Here is a 14,464-nt window from a genome sequence, read left to right as displayed (position 1 = left end):
CGCTCGGCGCCTCAGCCCGGAATGTTCGGCTCGACCAGCTGGGCCAGCGCGACCAGCGACTCCTGCCAGCCCAGGTAGCACATCTCCGCGGGAATCAGGCCAGGGATGCCTTCCTGCACGACGGACATGTCGGTGCCGCAGGACACGGCCGCGAGCGTCACGGTGGTCTTCATGGTGCCCGGCAGGTTGGGATCGTCGAAGCTCGCGTCGTAGGCAATGCGCTGGCCGGGAACGAGTTCCAGGTACTTGCCGCCGAACGAGTGGCTGTGGCCGCTGCCAAAGGCGGTGAAGGACATGCGCCAGGCGCCCCCGACCACCGGGTCCATGCTGTGGACCTTGCCGGTGAATCCGAAAGGCGGCAGCCAGCGCTCGAAGGCGCTGGGCTCGACAAAGGCGCGGTAGAGCCGCTCGGGCGGGGCGCGCAGTACGCGGTGCAGGCGGACGGTATTGGTAGCCATGGCTGTGTTCTCCTGAAATGCGGAGGATGACCCTCCACTGACACGACGAACGAGGCTGCGGAAAATCGACAGCGAACTGTAGCGCCGTGCGATGAAACTTTTTCTGAGGCCGAAAGTTCGCAGTCTGGCCTGCGCGCTCTGGTCAGGCGGAGCGCAGAAAAAGAGCCTCGCGCTCTTCGATCCAGTGCGAGCCGTGCCCGTAGATCGCATTCTGAACTTCGCAGATCACCTGGGCCTCCCTGCGTGCCGCCGGGGTTTCGGGCACCCACAGCCCGTCGTCGCAGTGCTCGTCGTCCTCGTCGTGGACGACGCTCGAACGCCAGTTGACGCAGATTTGCTTCATTCGAATCGAGGCGGACGGGGAAGGGTGGAGTGCGGGCCGCATGGCGTGCTCTGCTGGATGGCGGCGATCCTACAAGTGCGAACCGGCAAATGCGGCAGGTCGTACGGGAGGGCGGTGGCGGAACCTGTGCGAATTTGCGCATTTCGCGGCGAATCCTGCGGGTTCGCGTGCCCATGCATACTCCGCGCGATGAAGAACCCGCACCACGACTGCCGCGTCTTCGGTTCTCCCTGGGAGGGCGTGCATGGCACCCGCATCTCGAGCCAACGCCGCTACGGCAGGCATTGGCATGCCACCTTCGGCATCGGCATCATCGACGAAGGTGCCCAGCGCTCGGCCAGCGGGTGCGGCGAGGTCGAGGCCCATGCCGGCCACCTCATCGCAACGAATCCGGGCGAAGTGCATGACGGGCGGCCGCTTGGCGGGCCGTTTCGGCGCTGGCGCATGCTGTATCTCGAACCCGCTGCGCTCCGATGGGCCGTGGATGCGCCCGCAACGGGCACGGCGAATGATGGCGACATGGCGCTGATCCGCCCCGTCATCAGCGACGACCGGCTGCGGCGCACGCTCGGCGATCTCCTGCGGCTGCTGGAGGCGCGCGCCGCCGCGCCGAAGCAGGCGCAGGCGGATGCATTGCGCTGCGAGGAACTGCTCGTGCAGACCTGCACCATGCTCGCATCGCGCCACGGCGCCCAACGGCTGCCCGTGCGTGCGCCGTCGGCCGGCGTCTCGCGGGCGCGCGAAATGCTCGCGGATTGCCTTGCGCAGCCGCCCAGCCTGGGCCAGCTCGCGGCCTCTTCGGGGCTGAGCAAATACCAGCTGCTGCGGCGCTTCAGGGAGGTCCATGGCGTCACGCCGTTCGCGTGGCTGCTCCAGCAGCGCGCGGAAGTGGCGCGCGGCCTCATCCGGCGCGGCGCGGCACTGGCGGACGCGGCCATGGCGGCCGGCTTTGCGGACCAGAGCCACATGACGCGCGCGTTCGCACTGCACTTCGGCTTCACGCCCGGCGCATGGCAGCGCGCCTGGACGCCGCCCGCACGGCTGCAATAGCGTTCAAGACAGGCCGCCGCGCCGGCGACACACTGCGCCATGCATTCTTTCTTCTTCTCTCATTCGCCGGAAATCTGGCAGCGCCATCCCGAACTGGTGCCCGGCGTCCTGCTGGCCCAGGGCATCCACCGGAACGGCTCGGTGCAGGCGCAGGTGGCGCACTACCACGGCGTGGCGCGCGCACGGCTCGAAGCCGTCGGTTCGGAAGCCGATCTTCCGGAGATCCAGGCCTGGCGCCGCAGCTTCGCACGCATGGGCCTCAAGCCCACGCAATACCGGTGCGCCTCCGAGTCGCTGCTGCGCCGGTTCCGGAAAGAAGGCGCGCTGCCGCCGATCCATCCGCTCGTCGATCTTTGCAATGCACTGTCGCTGGCCTTCGCGATTCCGATCGCGGTGTTCGACCTGTCGAAGGTGGCCGAGGGGCTGCAGGTGCGGTGCGCCGACGGCACCGAAAGCTACCTCGCGTTCTCGGGCGAAACCGAAACGCCCGATCGCGGCGAAGTCGTCTTTGCGGATGCCGCGGGCTGCGCGCACGCCCGGCGCTGGACCCATCGCCAGAGCGCGCGTTCCGCCGTGCGCGATGAAACCTCCCGCGTCCTCATCGTGGCCGAGGCCTTGCACGCGGATGCCGCCAACGATGTGCGGCAGCTGCTGGATGCGCTGTCCCGGGCATTGGCCGAGATCTGGGAGCCGCCGGCCGCGAGCGCGCTGTTGCGGAAAGAGGCGCCCCGGCTGGCGTTCTGAAGAGCGGCCGTCTCCCGAGGCGCCCGGTCAGGCGCGCCGCTTGAAGAGGGCAGACGCGCCGCTCGCGTGCGCCACGTCCTCGGCCGTGGCCAGCAGCGCCGGGCCCAGCGCCAGCATGCGTTCTTCGGTCAGCCGCACCAGCGGCCCGGCGATGGTGATGACGCCGATCACCGCGCCGTTGCCGCTGCGCACGGGGGCGGCCATGGCCGTCATGGCGGGCGCGAACACCTCGTTGATCATTGCGAAGCCGCGCTTGCGGGCCGCGCGCAGGTACGCCAGCAGCGCCTTGACGGTGGTCGGCGCCTTCGGGCCGTAGTCCTCGGGCTTGCCGAAGCCTTGCCTGGCGACCAGCTGCAGCGCCTGTTCGTCCGTCATGGTCGACAGCCACGCGTGGCCCGCGGAACTGCAGGAGAGATTGACCGAGAGGCCCATGTCGGGGTCGTAGCGCAGGCCGCGCATCGCGCCCTGCGCCTTGGCGACGAAGGTCAGCTCGTCGCCGTCGACCACCGCCAGCCGCACCAGCTCGCCCGATTCGGCCGCGAGCCGGTCGAGCAGCGGCTGCGCCACGTCGACGATGCCGCTGTTGCTCAGGAAGCTCAGGCCCAGGGACACCAGCTTGATCGTGAGCATGTAGTCGCCGTGGCTCTGGTCCTGCCGCACGTAGCCGCAGCGGATCAGTTCGCCCAGCAGGCGGTGGGTGGCGCTCAGCGGCATTTCCAGCTCGGCGGAGAGCGCGGAAAGCGCGCGGCCTTCGGGATGGCCGGCCAGGTGTTCAAGGACCTTGAAGCTGCGTTCGAGGATGGCGCTCATGTCGTTCGGAAAGGTGGGGCAGGTGCAATGCTAGCTCTTTTGCCAAGTGTTTTCACTAGTGGAAAAGATTTCCACTTCGATCCTAAGATCGCGCCGCATCACTTGCTGGAGAACCATCTTGAGAAAGCTTCATCGCTCGCTGGCGGCCGCCGGCCTGGCCCTCGCGTTGGCCGTTCCGGCGCTCGCGCAGGAGGCGCAGGAACGCGTCATCCGCTTCGGCCACCTCAACAACGCCGACCATCCGGTGAGCTTTGGCGTGAAGCGCTTTGCCGAACTGCTGGCGGCCCGGAGCGGCGGCCGGATGAAGGTGCAGGAGTACCCGGCCTCGCAGCTGGGCAACGAGATGCAGCAGCAGTCGGCGCTGCAGGGCGGCGTGCAGCAGATGTCGGCGCCGGCCACCACTTCGCTCGCGGGCATCGTGAAGGAGTTCGGCCTGCTCGACTTTCCGTTCGCGGTCGGCAACTTCGCGCAGGCCGATGCGCTGCTCGACGGCCCGCTCGGGCAGGCGCTCGTTGCGAAGCTGCCGGAGAAGGGCCTGGTCGCGCTGGGCTATTGGGACCTGGGCTTTCGCAACGTCACCAACAGCAAGCGCCCGATCACCCGGCCCGAAGACCTGGAGGGCCTGAAGATCCGCGTGATTCCCAACCCGGTATTCCTTGAGACCTTCAAGTCCTTCAAGGCCAACCCGGTGCCGATGCCCTTCGCGGAGCTCTACGGTGCGCTCGAATCGAAGGCGGTCGACGGCCAGGAGAACCCGTATTCGGTGATTCTTTCGAACAAGTTCTTCGAGGTGCAGAAGTTCGTGAGCGCCACCAACCACGTGTATGCGGCCAACATCGTGCTGGTCAGCAAGAAGTTCTGGGATTCGCTCAATCCCGCGGAGCAGAAGATGATGCGCGAGGCTGCAGACGAGGCCCGGGGCTACCAGCGACAGGTGAGCCGCGCCGCCGCGCAGCGCGCCGTGGGCGAGCTCCAGGCCAAGGGCGCGCAGTTCAACGAGCTTGCGCCGGCCGAGCAGGCCCGCATGCGGCAGATCGCCAGGCCCGTCATCGAGCGCTTCTCCGCCAGCTACGACCCCGCCATCGTCAAGCTCTACAACGACGAACTCGTGCGCGTCCGCAAATAGGAAAGAAGCCACGCAATGAAGATCCTCGTCCTGCACGGTCCCAACCTCAACCTGTTCGGCCGCCGCGAACCCCACATCTACGGCACCACCACGCTGGCCGAGATCGATGCCCGGCTGCACAAGCTCGCGGACGAGCTCGGCGCCACGCTGGAGACGATCCAGTCGAACCACGAAGGCGTGCTGGTGGACTTCCTGCACGCGCACATCGATGATGCGCAGGGTGCGCTGGTCAATCCGGCCGGCCTCACGCAGCACGGCGTTCCGCTGCATGACGCGATCAAGGCCATGCCGTTTCCGACCATCGAGGTGCACATGTCGAACATTGCGGCGCGCGAGGCCTGGCGCGCGCACTCGATCATCTCGCCGGCCGTCAAGGGCACGATCCAGGGCCTGGGACCGCAGTCGTACCTGGCCGCGCTGCGCGCGCTGGTCGAGATGCAGGAAAGGCAACCGGCCGGTGCCTGAAGAGAGCCCCGGCGGAACACACGAAGGAGACCCCCATGAAAAGCTCGAAGCGGAAATGGCTGGCGGTGGCCGCCGCGGCATTCGCCGCATTGGCGGCGGCCGGTGCCGGTGCGCAGGTCAAGGAACGCACGCTCAAATTCGCGTTCCAGAACCAGACCGGCCATCCGCAGGCGCAGGGCGCGCAGAAGTTCGCCGACATCGTCGCGGCCAAGTCCGGCGGCAAGATCACGGTCAAGCTGTTTGCAGGCGGCACGCTCGGCGGCGACCTGCAGACCGTGTCGGCGCTGCAGGGCGGAACGGTCGAGCTCACGGTGCTCAACGCCGGCATCCTTTCGGCGCAGGTCAAGGAGTTCGCAGTCTTCGACTTTCCGTTCCTCTTCAACAGCGGCAAGGAGGCCGATGCGGTCACCGACGGGCCCTTCGGCCAGAAGCTGATGGCCAGGCTCGATGACAAGGGCCTGCACGGGCTTGGCTACTGGGACCTGGGCTTTCGCAATCTCACCAACAGCAAGCGGCCCATCGAGAAGGCGGACGACATCGCGGGGCTGAAGATCCGCGTCATTCAATCGCCGATCTACGTCGACCTGTTCAGCGCGCTGGGCGCCAACCCCACGCCGCTGCCGTTCCCCGAGCTCTATCCGGCGCTCGACCAGAAGGCGGTCGACGGTCAGGAGAACCCGAACACCACCATCCTTGCCTCCAAGTTTGCCGAGGTACAGAAGTACATCACCCAGACGCGGCACGTCTACAACCCGCAGGCGCTCCTGGTCAGCAAGAAGACCTGGGACGGCATGAGCGCTGACGAGCGGCAGATCCTCACCGAGGCCGCCAAGGATTCGACCGTGTTCCAGCGCGCGGCCTCGCGCAGCGCCGCAGACAGCGCGCTCGAGGCGCTCAGGAAAGCCGGCATGACCGTCTCGGAACTGCCGCCGGAAGAAATGGCGAAACTGCGCGCCAAGGTGAAGCCGGTGATCGACAAATATTCCGCATCGGTGGGCGAGGCCACGGTCAAGGAGCTGATGTCGGAGATCGACAAGGTGCGCAGGTAGCTCCGAGGCAGTCCGTCTAGCGGGACGCGGCGCCGTCCAGCAATTCAATCTCCTGAAGCAGATCGGCGAGCGCCACTCGTAGGAAGTCGAGTGTGGATTCGTCATCCAGCCGGCCGTCGTGGATGCGCGTGGCGACGTTCGCAATGGCGACGTGCTGCCGCACCACGGGCCGCGCCAGCGTGGCGGCCAGGGCGTCGCGGATCTGCGCCTGCGCGCGCACGCCGCCTGCGGTGCCCGGCGATGCGGTCGCGATCAGCACGGGCTTGCCCTTGAGCGGCGAGGCGAAGCCGGGCCGCGATGCCCAATCAATCGCATTCTTCAGCACCCCGGGCATGCCGTAGTTGTATTCCGGCGAGCACAGCACCAGGCCGTCGGCCTCTGCAATCGCAGCCTTGAGCCGTGCCACGGCCGGGGGCGGCGCATCGCCGTCCAGGTCGGCGTTGTAGAGCGGAATATCGTTCAGCGCAAAGAGCTCGATGGCTGCCGACGCAGGCAGCAACGGCTGCAGGCTGCGCAGCACCGCGGTGCAGTGAGAGTCGCGCCGGATGCTCCCGGAAATGCCTAGCAGGCGGATGCCAGCGATGGGGGTGCTGCGTGTCATGGTGATCCCTTGTTTCCAAAATTCCAAGTTTATGCATAAAATCAACTCCATGCACAAACCTGAAGTCATCGCCAATGAGCCGCCGCTGGCCGAGCAGGCCTTCGCCCGTTTGCGGCAGGACGTCCTGGCCGGCACCTTCGAAGCCGGCGCCAAGCTCAAGCTCGACGAACTGCAGGCCGCCTACGGTTATTCGAGCAGCCCGCTGCGCGAGGCGCTGAGCCGCCTGGCGCAGGAAGGGCTCGTTCGAGCCGACGAGCGCCGCGGCTTCCGTGTGGCGCCGATCTCCGAAGAGGATCTGGCCGACATCACGCGCATGCGCGTGATGCTCGATGTGCCCGCGCTGCGCGAGGCCATTGCCCACGGCGACGACGCCTGGGAGGCCGACATCCTGGCGGCGTTCCACCGGCTCGAGAAGGTCGAGTCGCGCCTGAGCGACGGCCCGGTCATTCTCGACAACGACTGGTCGCAGCTGCACCGCGCCTTCCATCTCTCGCTGCTGGCCGCCTGCCCCTCGCTGCGCCAGCGCGTCTGGGGCGCGAGCCTGTTCGACCAGGCCGAGCGCTACCGGCGGTTTTCCGCGCGCCACCGGAAGACCGCGCGCCGCAAGTCGAACGAGCACAGGAAGATCATGGACGCCGCCTTGCGCCGCGATGCGGACACGGCCTGCGCGCTGCTCGAGGAACACATCCTGAGCACACAGCGCAACGTGGTCGCCGCACTCAAGGCGGCCCAGGCCGCGCAATCCTAGGGGTGCAAGGCCCCGTCACCGGAGACAGACAGCATGCTCAAGGTCGCACGACCCACGCCTTCGCATTTCGGCATCTTCGTCACCGACCTGGAGCGGATGGTGGCTTTTTATACCGAGACCTTCGACCTCACGGTCACCGACCGCGGCGTGGGCCGCACCTTCAGGAACCAGCTGGTGTTCACGAGCGCCAGCCCGGACCAGCACCACCAGCTGGTGCTGGCCTCGGGCCGGCCGCCGGAGGCGACGTTCAGCACCGTGATGCAGATCTCGTTCGTGGTGCCGAGCATCCAGCACCTGCGCGACATCTCGGCGCGCGCCGAGGCGCGCGGTGCCACCAATATCCGCGGCCTCAACCACGGCAATGCGCTCTCGGTCTACATGCTCGATCCGGAGGGCAACACGGTGGAGATCTACGTCGACACGCCGTTCTACATCGCGCAGCCGCATGGCGATCCGCTGGACCTGTCGAAGGACGACGAAACGCTCATGCGCGAGACCGAGGAGGCCTGCCGCAAGGACCCGAGCTTCATGCCGCTCGCGCAGTGGCAGGCGCAGTTCGAGTCGCGTTCGCCGGCCGCGCCCTGACGCACGCGCCTTTCACCCACCCGCACATTTCAACCGGAGTTCCCATGAAGCTTTTGTCATTTGTCCATCAAGGCCGCGAAACCTGGGGCGCCGTCGTCGGCGACGGCGTGGTCGATCTCGGCAAGGCGCGCCCGCAGCATGCAGGCCTGGTCGACTACATCGCATCGGGCGAGTACCTGCAGGCGGCGCAGCATGTCGAAGGACTGCCGATCGCGGCCAGGCTGGCCGACATCACCTTTCTTCCACCGATCCCCAAGCCCGAGAAGATCGTGTGCGCGGTGCGCAACTACATGGACCACCACCAGGAGGTGCTGGCGGCCGGCATGCAGCGCGAACTCTCCGAGCAGCCGCCGATCTTCCTGCGCGTGTGGCGTTCGCAATGTGCGCACAACCAGCCGATCGTGCGGCCGCACGTGTCCGAATCGCTCGACTGGGAAGGCGAGCTCGCCGTCATCATCGGCAAGGGCGGGCGCAACATCGCCGAGGCCGACGCCTTCGACCATGTGGCGGGCTACGCCTGCTACAACGACGGCAGCGTGCGCGAGTGGCAGTTCCATGCCAAGCAGATCGCTTCGGGCAAGAACTTCGAGTCGACCGGCGGCTTCGGCCCCTGGATGGTGACGGCCGACGAGATCGCGCCCGGCCGTGCGTTGAAACTCGAGACCCGGCTCAACGGCGAAGTGGTGCAGAGCAGCCACACGGGCCACATGATCTTCAGCATTCCGAAGCTCATCAGCTACGCGTCGACCATCTTCACGCTCGTGCCCGGCGACGTGATCGCCACCGGCACGCCGGCCGGCGTGGGCTGGAGCAAGAAGCCGCCGCGCTTCATGAAGCCGGGCGACGTGTGCGAAGTCGAGATCGAAGGCATCGGCGTGCTGCGCAATCCCATCGTCCAGCAGGACTGAGGCCTCTCGGACCCGGACCGCGGCGGCACAAGCCGCGGCCTTCATTCCACAACATTGGAGACAAGAACCATGTGGCACAGACGATCGCTCGTTGCCGCAGGCCTGGCCCTGGCCTGCGCGGCACCCTTCCACGGCCTGGCCCAGGGCTTTCCGGACAAGCCCATCAAGATCTACCAGGGCTTTGCGGCCGGCGGCAACGCCGACACCATCGCGCGCGTGGTCAGCACCGAGATGTCCAAGGGGCTGGGCCAGCCCTTCGTGGTCGAGGCCCAGACCGGCGCGGGCGGCACCATTGCCTCGGGCACAGTGGCGCGTGCCAAGCCCGACGGATACACGCTGCTGCTGGCCACGGGTGGCCATGCGGTGGCCGGCGCGCTCTACAACAAGCTCAGCTACCAGACGGTGGCGGACTTCCAGATGGTTTCGACGATCACCTACTTTCCGTTCCTCCTGGTGGTGCGGGCCGATTCGCCCTATCGCGGACTCGCCGAGATGCTTGCCGCGGCGCGTGCCGATGCACGGGGCGTATCGTACGGCTCGGCCGGCATCGGCTCCACGCATCATCTTGCGGGCGAGCTGCTGGTGAAGAGCGCGAACGTCGAGCTGCTGCACATTCCCTACCGCGGCGATGCGGCCTCGGTGGCGGCGCTGCTCGGCGGCGAGGTGCCGATGATCATCGCGCCGCCCACGGCCGTGCTCGCCAACATCAAGGCCGGCAAGCTCCGTGCGCTGGCCACCACCGGCGCGCAGCGCTGGAGCCAGATGCCCGAGCTGCCGACCGTGGCCGAGCAGGGCGTGCCCGGCTACGACGTACGCTCCTGGGCCGGCTTCATGGCGCCCGCGGGCACGCCGCGCCCGGTCGTCGACCGCCTGCGCGCCGAAACGCTCAAGGCCCTGCAGGCGCCGGCCGTGCGTGCGCGGCTCGAAGAGATGGGCGGCGAAGTGCGCGGCAGCACGCCCGAGGAAATGACCGCGATGGTGGCCACCGAACTCAAGCGGTGGACCGCCGTGGTGAACGATGCACACATCCCCAAGCAATGAGGACCCCTCCATGTCTTTGATCGACATCCGCAAGCGCAGCCTTTGCATCGAAACCATCTACCACGAGGGCGGTCCGCCGGCCGCCACGCCGCTCAGGCTGGCGGCTGCCTGCGCGGTCATCCACAACCCCTACGCAGGCCGCTACGAGCCGGACCTGCTGCCTTTCATGGCCGAGCTGCGCGCACTCGGCACGCTGCTGGCTACCGAGCTGGTCGAGACGCTCGGGCGCGACAAGGTCGAGGTCTACAGCAAGGCCGCGATCATTGGCGTGAACGGCGAACTGGAGCACGGTGCCGTCTGGCACGAAGCCGGCGGCTGGGCCATGCGCGAGGTGCTCGGCGAGCCGAAGGCGATCGTGCCCTCGGCCAAGGCAGTGGCGGCCACCGGCTACCGGCTGATGGTGCCGCTGCACTACATCCATGCCGCGTATGTGCGCAGCCACTACAACACGATGGAGATCGGCATCCAGGATGCGCCGCGCCCCAACGAGATCCTGTTCGCGCTGGTGATGGGCACGGGAGGGCGGGTGCATGCGCGCCTGGGGGGGCTCACCAAGGAAAACGTGTCCGTGCACGACGGGCAGCGATGATGAGCGCCACCATCAAGGCCGTCCAGCTCCAGGCACCCGGCGGCCCCGAGGTTCTGCAGCTCGTGGAGCTGCCGCTGCCGCAGCCGCAGGCCGGCGAAGTGCGCGTCAAGGCCATGGCCATCGGCGCCGGCGGCCCCGACGTGCTGATCCGCAACGGCACCTATAAGTGGATGCCGCCGATGCCGGCGATTCCCGGCAACGAGATGGCCGGCGTCGTCGATGCCGTCGGCCCCGGCGTCACCGCGCTGCGGGTCGGCCAGCGCGTGTTCGTGAGCGCGCGCGAGCTCGCGCAGCGCGGCGGCTGCTATGCCGAAGCCATCTGCGTGCCCGAAGCCGCGCCTTTCGTGCTCCCCGACGCGATCCGCTTCGAGGACGCCGTGAGCCTGGGCAACTTCCAGCTCGCGCTGGCCATGCTGTCGAGCAATGGCAACCTGCCCGCCCGATCGGTCCTGATTCCCGGCGCGGCCGGCGGCGTGGCCACGGCGCTGGTGCAGGTGGCCCGGGACCGCGGCCTGCGCGTGATCGGCACCGCCTCCACGCCGCAGAAGCGGGAATTCGCACAGGCCAACGGCGCGCACGAGGTGATCGAGAGCGAACCGCGGGGCCTGACCGAGAAGGTCATGCAGCTCACCGATGGGCGCGGCGTGGACCTGGCCTTCGATCACCTCGGCGGCGATCTCTTCATCGCCTGCCTGCGGGCCCTCGCGCCATTCGGCATGGCGGTCTCCTACAACATCGTCAACGGTCCGCCGACCGGCGATGTGTTCGAGGAGCTTCGGCGGCTGCTGGGCCGGAGCCTGGCCGTGCGTACGTTCTCGATTCACGCCATCGATGCCGACGCGGCGCAGCGGCGCGGCTTCATGGAGGCGGCCATCGCGCTCATGGCCGAGGGACGCGTACAGGCGCCACCGGCCACCTGCTTTGCGCTCGCGGATTCGCGTCACGCGCACGAGTTGCTCGACAGCGGAAGCGCGGTCGGCAAGATCGTGCTGCTGCCCGCCGGCTCGCCTCGTGACTAGCAGCGCGAGAATCCGCCGGGCGCAGCGGGCAGAAGAAGATCCGCACCTTGTCGCAGGACACATGGGCGCGCCGTTGGCGCGATGCAGTACGCGGCGATTCAAAGCAGCGCGTTCCTGAACAAGGATCGCCGGCTGAACGCCTTTCCCGATTCGAGAAAAACGCCCTCGCCGGTGTAGTGGATCGTCTTCGGATGCCGGGGTGAATCGGCGGCGTGGGCCTTCACCACCTCGAGGATGAAGAAGTCGTACTTGCCGACCAGGCTGCGGTCGTGAACGCGGCATTCGAAGCTCGCGTGGCATTCGCCGATGAGCGGAGCCTCCACGCGCTCGCCATCGACTGCCGTGAGGCCGAAGGCCGCGAACTTGTCGATCTCGGCGCCCGAGCTGTTGCCGATGCGCACGACTTCGTCGGTGAGCGGCCGCGCGGGAAGGTTGATCACGCACTCGCCGCTGCGGCGGATCATTTCGAAGCTGTGGTTCGCGCGCGCGATCACGCAGCCGACCAGCGAGGGCGTGAACTCGATCACCGTGTGCCAGCCCAGGGTCATGATGTTGTTCTTCCCTTGCCAGCGGGAAGACAGGAGCACGACCGGGCCCGGCTCCAGGAACCGGCGCACCTGGGAGACGGGGAAGTCCGCCTTGGTGAAGAGCTTCTTTTTCGTCATCGCGATACCGCGTCGTCGTCGCATTCGGAAATGCGAACGGTAACGCGAAACATCAGCCTCCGCTCGAAGCCGTGGCGCCCGCGCCGCGGAGAAAGCCCGCGAGCTCGCCGATCAACCGCTCGCGGCCGCGCTCGGGCCGGTCCAGATGCACATAGTGCGTGGCTCCGGGGATCGTGACGATGCGCACGCTCGCGGCGCGGACGGCATCGCGCGCGAAGGCCTCGGCGTCTTCCGGACGGCTCCAGAAGTCCCGCTCCGAGCGGACCACCAGCACCGGCGCCGTGATGAAGGAGGCGTCGAACAGGCGCCGCCCACCGGCCTGGTAGAAGCTGTCCTCGATCGCGCCGAGCGGCGCGCGGAAGGCGGGCGGGGTGTGGCGGCCGGACTGGGGATCGCTGCGCAATGCGGCGTCGGCGTAGGCCCTGGCGATCTCGGGGGCGCGCCAGGCGGCCTTGTCGTCCGACGGAATCGAGCGGTCCCACGAAGGCAGCAGCGAGGCGGCGTCGTACCGCGCATAGCCGCCCATGGCTGGCCGCAGGCGCTCGGGGTGCGCCGGGTCCGCGTTGGGCGAGCCCGGTCCGAGCGTGGGATGCGTGGAGGCACCGCCGTACAGCGCATTGAGCGTGACCAGGCGCCCGACCCGCTCGGGACAGAGCGATGCGTAATAGGCGGCCCACATGCCGCCCGTGGCCCAGCCGAGCAGGTTCACCTGCGCGTTCGCATGGCGGCGCGAGACCTCGCGCACCACGGCATCGATGTCGCGTACCACCTCGTTCGCGCGCGACAGCGGACGGCTTTCGCCGGGCGGCCGCTCCATGGCGGCGGGCCGGCCGGAGCCGCCATAGCCTCGCGCATCCATGACATACACGGCCGTGCCCAGCGCCGACGCCAGGTCCGCGGCCAGCGAGCCGTGGGGCACGTCGAGATCGAAGGATGCGATGCCTGGCACTCGGGCGCCGTGGATGAGGACCAGTGGCTGTGCGCCCGAGCGCTCTTCCTTTTTTGCGGTGAAGATTTCGCGCACACGAAGGGTCTGCCCGTCGAGGGTTTCGACACGGAAGTCATTGCGCGCCGGTGCCGGGCCCGCGGCATCGGCCGCGGTGGCGGCACTGAGCAACACGGCCGCCGCCAGCTGGGCGGCTGCGAGAACAGGGTTGCGAAACTGCATTCAGCTCTCCTTGCGATGAACAGTGGCCATGTTCCCGCTACCCGCGCGATATTTCCAATACCATCTTCGTGAACGAGTGATCCACCGGACGTATCGCATGATTGACCTGCGCCAATTGCGGCAGTTCGTCGCTGTCGCGGAGGAACTGAGCTTTCGCAAGGCGGCCGAGCGCCTGCACATGGCGCAGCCGCCGCTGACCGCGGCGATCCGCCACATGGAGGAAGAACTGGGAACGGTGCTTCTCGAGCGGAGCAACCGCGTCGAGCGGCTCACGCCTTCGGGGCAGGTGCTGCTCGAAGAAGCCCGGCGCACCTTGCGCCAGGCGGAACGCGCGCTGCAGCTGACGCGGCGCGCAGCGGGCGGGCTGATCGGCTCGCTGCGCATCAGTTTCGTGGCGAGCGCGGCGCACGGCGTGCTGCCTGCGATCCTGCGCGCGTTCTCGCAGGCGCATGGCGAGGTCGATCTCGTGCTGCGCGAGGCGACCACCGCCGAGCAGCTGGCGGCGCTGCAGGACGGGCAGGCCGACATCGGCCTGGTCGTGCTGCCTTGTGCCGGGGCAGGCGATCTGGAACTGGTCCCGCTGCGCGAAGAGGCGCTGGTCGCGGCGCTACCCGATGGGCATCCGCTGGCCGTGCAGGCCGCGGTCGAATTGTCGGACCTGGCGCAGGAGCCGTGGATCCTTTTTCCGAGAAGCGCGGGACCGGGCCTGCACGAGCGCATCGTGACGGCCTGCCGAAGCGCCGGGTTCTTGCCGCGCGTGGCGCAGGAAGCCATCCAGATGGAGACCATCGCGGGGCTGGTGGCCGGCGGCGCCGGCGTGGCACTGGTCGCGCCGCCGCTGGCGGCCGCGGGGCGCGCAGGTGTGGCGTTTCGCCCGCTCGCCGGCAGGGGAACGCCGGTGGGCTACCAGCTCGCGCTGGCCTTCGCGAGGCGCACGCCGCTGGTCGATGCGTTCGTGGCGGTGGCCATGCGGTGCGAGATGCCCGGCGGCGCGGATGCGGCCGACGCGTGAACCCAGCGGAAAGTGGGCTGCTCGGTCCCGAGATGTCCGCCGCCGTGACGATCGAGCCCGTCTCCGGCTCAGGCCTTCTCCGG

The 14,464-nt window shown here is 68.2% G+C and carries 18 protein-coding genes; 12 read left to right on the top strand and 6 right to left on the bottom strand.

Annotated elements, in window-relative coordinates:
• Nucleotides 1–11: 11 nt before the first annotated feature.
• The gene (locus tag ACAM54_RS29530) at nucleotides 12–458 is read right to left on the bottom strand and encodes an SRPBCC family protein (protein WP_192326226.1); all 447 of its coding nucleotides are present in this window, start codon (nucleotides 456–458) and stop codon (nucleotides 12–14) included.
• Nucleotides 459–600: 142 nt separating this feature from the next.
• Complete coding sequence (locus tag ACAM54_RS29525) at nucleotides 601–801, bottom strand: hypothetical protein (protein ID WP_145746320.1); 201 nt, start codon at nucleotides 799–801, stop codon at nucleotides 601–603.
• Nucleotides 802–990: 189 nt separating this feature from the next.
• On the opposite strand from ACAM54_RS29525, the gene ACAM54_RS29520 reads away from it, so the two are divergent.
• Nucleotides 991–1,851, top strand: a complete 861-nt coding sequence (locus tag ACAM54_RS29520; protein WP_369651385.1) for a helix-turn-helix domain-containing protein — start codon at nucleotides 991–993, stop codon at nucleotides 1,849–1,851.
• 39 nt (nucleotides 1,852–1,890) lie between these two features.
• Nucleotides 1,891–2,595 (top strand): B3/4 domain-containing protein, encoded by a 705-nt coding sequence (locus ACAM54_RS29515; RefSeq protein ID WP_369651386.1) that lies wholly within the window; start codon nucleotides 1,891–1,893, stop codon nucleotides 2,593–2,595.
• Between the two features lie 27 nt (nucleotides 2,596–2,622).
• Here ACAM54_RS29515 and ACAM54_RS29510 read toward each other — a convergent pair whose 3' ends face one another.
• Nucleotides 2,623–3,405: an IclR family transcriptional regulator gene (locus ACAM54_RS29510; protein WP_145746317.1), complete on the bottom strand. Its 783-nt coding sequence runs from the start codon at nucleotides 3,403–3,405 to the stop codon at nucleotides 2,623–2,625.
• 118 nt (nucleotides 3,406–3,523) lie between these two features.
• Between ACAM54_RS29510 and ACAM54_RS29505 the strand changes: the two genes are divergently transcribed.
• From ACAM54_RS29505 to ACAM54_RS29495, 3 genes are read left to right on the top strand one after another with little or no spacing between them, the layout of a single operon-like run.
• Complete coding sequence (locus tag ACAM54_RS29505) at nucleotides 3,524–4,531, top strand: TRAP transporter substrate-binding protein (RefSeq protein WP_369651387.1); 1,008 nt, start codon at nucleotides 3,524–3,526, stop codon at nucleotides 4,529–4,531.
• A gap of 15 nt (nucleotides 4,532–4,546) precedes the next feature.
• Nucleotides 4,547–4,996, top strand: a complete 450-nt coding sequence (locus tag ACAM54_RS29500; RefSeq protein ID WP_369651388.1) for a type II 3-dehydroquinate dehydratase — start codon at nucleotides 4,547–4,549, stop codon at nucleotides 4,994–4,996.
• Between the two features lie 35 nt (nucleotides 4,997–5,031).
• Nucleotides 5,032–6,045, top strand: coding sequence for a TRAP transporter substrate-binding protein (locus tag ACAM54_RS29495; protein WP_369651389.1), 1,014 nt, complete (start codon nucleotides 5,032–5,034; stop codon nucleotides 6,043–6,045).
• A gap of 16 nt (nucleotides 6,046–6,061) precedes the next feature.
• Here the strand turns inward: ACAM54_RS29495 and ACAM54_RS29490 are convergent, their stop codons facing one another.
• Nucleotides 6,062–6,646 carry an NADPH-dependent FMN reductase gene (locus ACAM54_RS29490; RefSeq protein ID WP_369651390.1) on the bottom strand — a complete coding sequence of 195 codons (585 nt, stop codon included), beginning with the start codon at nucleotides 6,644–6,646 and terminating at the stop codon, nucleotides 6,062–6,064.
• Nucleotides 6,647–6,677: 31 nt separating this feature from the next.
• Between ACAM54_RS29490 and ACAM54_RS29485 the strand changes: the two genes are divergently transcribed.
• From ACAM54_RS29485 to ACAM54_RS29460, 6 genes are all read left to right on the top strand, one after another.
• Nucleotides 6,678–7,394 carry a GntR family transcriptional regulator gene (locus ACAM54_RS29485; RefSeq protein WP_369651391.1) on the top strand — a complete coding sequence of 239 codons (717 nt, stop codon included), beginning with the start codon at nucleotides 6,678–6,680 and terminating at the stop codon, nucleotides 7,392–7,394.
• Between the two features lie 33 nt (nucleotides 7,395–7,427).
• Nucleotides 7,428–7,979, top strand: a complete 552-nt coding sequence (locus ACAM54_RS29480) for a VOC family protein (RefSeq protein WP_145746311.1) — start codon at nucleotides 7,428–7,430, stop codon at nucleotides 7,977–7,979.
• A 44-nt stretch (nucleotides 7,980–8,023) separates the two neighbouring features.
• Nucleotides 8,024–8,887: a fumarylacetoacetate hydrolase family protein gene (locus ACAM54_RS29475; RefSeq protein ID WP_145746310.1), complete on the top strand. Its 864-nt coding sequence runs from the start codon at nucleotides 8,024–8,026 to the stop codon at nucleotides 8,885–8,887.
• Between the two features lie 69 nt (nucleotides 8,888–8,956).
• Nucleotides 8,957–9,928: a tripartite tricarboxylate transporter substrate binding protein gene (locus tag ACAM54_RS29470; RefSeq protein WP_225613156.1), complete on the top strand. Its 972-nt coding sequence runs from the start codon at nucleotides 8,957–8,959 to the stop codon at nucleotides 9,926–9,928.
• A 10-nt stretch (nucleotides 9,929–9,938) separates the two neighbouring features.
• Entirely contained in the window at nucleotides 9,939–10,517 is a 579-nt protein-coding gene (locus ACAM54_RS29465) for an amino acid synthesis family protein (RefSeq protein ID WP_369651392.1), read from the top strand.
• Nucleotides 10,514–11,536 carry a zinc-dependent alcohol dehydrogenase family protein gene (locus ACAM54_RS29460; protein ID WP_192326245.1) on the top strand — a complete coding sequence of 341 codons (1,023 nt, stop codon included), beginning with the start codon at nucleotides 10,514–10,516 and terminating at the stop codon, nucleotides 11,534–11,536. The genes ACAM54_RS29465 and ACAM54_RS29460 overlap by 4 nt, the downstream gene beginning before the upstream one ends.
• Before the next feature lie 98 nt (nucleotides 11,537–11,634).
• On the opposite strand, the gene ACAM54_RS29455 is transcribed toward ACAM54_RS29460, so the two are convergent.
• Together ACAM54_RS29455 and ACAM54_RS29450 are read right to left on the bottom strand one after the other, a co-directional pair.
• A complete protein-coding gene (locus ACAM54_RS29455) occupies nucleotides 11,635–12,201 on the bottom strand; it encodes a flavin reductase family protein (RefSeq protein ID WP_192326247.1) in 567 nt (188 codons plus the stop codon).
• Between the two features lie 52 nt (nucleotides 12,202–12,253).
• Nucleotides 12,254–13,369 carry an alpha/beta fold hydrolase gene (locus ACAM54_RS29450; RefSeq protein ID WP_369651393.1) on the bottom strand — a complete coding sequence of 372 codons (1,116 nt, stop codon included), beginning with the start codon at nucleotides 13,367–13,369 and terminating at the stop codon, nucleotides 12,254–12,256.
• 97 nt (nucleotides 13,370–13,466) lie between these two features.
• Here ACAM54_RS29450 and ACAM54_RS29445 point away from each other — a divergent pair, with 97 nt between their 5' ends.
• Complete coding sequence (locus ACAM54_RS29445; RefSeq protein ID WP_369651394.1) at nucleotides 13,467–14,381, top strand: LysR family transcriptional regulator; 915 nt, start codon at nucleotides 13,467–13,469, stop codon at nucleotides 14,379–14,381.
• The last annotated feature ends 83 nt before the right edge of the window (nucleotides 14,382–14,464 follow it).

Origin of the sequence: Variovorax sp. V93, from assembly GCF_041154485.1 — a bacterium.
Lineage (GTDB): Bacteria > Pseudomonadota > Gammaproteobacteria > Burkholderiales > Burkholderiaceae_C > Variovorax > Variovorax beijingensis_A.
The sequence above is the reverse complement of the archived record's forward strand: the minus strand, read 5'-3'. Positions and strand labels throughout refer to the sequence as shown.

Coding starts and splice junctions, on each gene's coding strand:
- ACAM54_RS29525 (WP_145746320.1), bottom strand. CDS start 801: ATGAAGCAAATCTGCGTCAACTGGCGTTCGAGCGTCGTCCACGACGAG.
- ACAM54_RS29485 (WP_369651391.1), top strand. CDS start 6,678: ATGCATAAAATCAACTCCATGCACAAACCTGAAGTCATCGCCAATGAG.
- ACAM54_RS29450 (WP_369651393.1), bottom strand. CDS start 13,369: ATGCAGTTTCGCAACCCTGTTCTCGCAGCCGCCCAGCTGGCGGCGGCC.
- ACAM54_RS29515 (WP_369651386.1), top strand. CDS start 1,891: ATGCATTCTTTCTTCTTCTCTCATTCGCCGGAAATCTGGCAGCGCCAT.
- ACAM54_RS29460 (WP_192326245.1), top strand. CDS start 10,514: ATGATGAGCGCCACCATCAAGGCCGTCCAGCTCCAGGCACCCGGCGGC.
- ACAM54_RS29480 (WP_145746311.1), top strand. CDS start 7,428: ATGCTCAAGGTCGCACGACCCACGCCTTCGCATTTCGGCATCTTCGTC.
- ACAM54_RS29490 (WP_369651390.1), bottom strand. CDS start 6,646: ATGACACGCAGCACCCCCATCGCTGGCATCCGCCTGCTAGGCATTTCC.
- ACAM54_RS29500 (WP_369651388.1), top strand. CDS start 4,547: ATGAAGATCCTCGTCCTGCACGGTCCCAACCTCAACCTGTTCGGCCGC.
- ACAM54_RS29495 (WP_369651389.1), top strand. CDS start 5,032: ATGAAAAGCTCGAAGCGGAAATGGCTGGCGGTGGCCGCCGCGGCATTC.
- ACAM54_RS29475 (WP_145746310.1), top strand. CDS start 8,024: ATGAAGCTTTTGTCATTTGTCCATCAAGGCCGCGAAACCTGGGGCGCC.
- ACAM54_RS29470 (WP_225613156.1), top strand. CDS start 8,957: ATGTGGCACAGACGATCGCTCGTTGCCGCAGGCCTGGCCCTGGCCTGC.
- ACAM54_RS29455 (WP_192326247.1), bottom strand. CDS start 12,201: ATGACGAAAAAGAAGCTCTTCACCAAGGCGGACTTCCCCGTCTCCCAG.
- ACAM54_RS29530 (WP_192326226.1), bottom strand. CDS start 458: ATGGCTACCAATACCGTCCGCCTGCACCGCGTACTGCGCGCCCCGCCC.
- ACAM54_RS29465 (WP_369651392.1), top strand. CDS start 9,939: ATGTCTTTGATCGACATCCGCAAGCGCAGCCTTTGCATCGAAACCATC.
- ACAM54_RS29445 (WP_369651394.1), top strand. CDS start 13,467: ATGATTGACCTGCGCCAATTGCGGCAGTTCGTCGCTGTCGCGGAGGAA.
- ACAM54_RS29520 (WP_369651385.1), top strand. CDS start 991: ATGAAGAACCCGCACCACGACTGCCGCGTCTTCGGTTCTCCCTGGGAG.
- ACAM54_RS29510 (WP_145746317.1), bottom strand. CDS start 3,405: ATGAGCGCCATCCTCGAACGCAGCTTCAAGGTCCTTGAACACCTGGCC.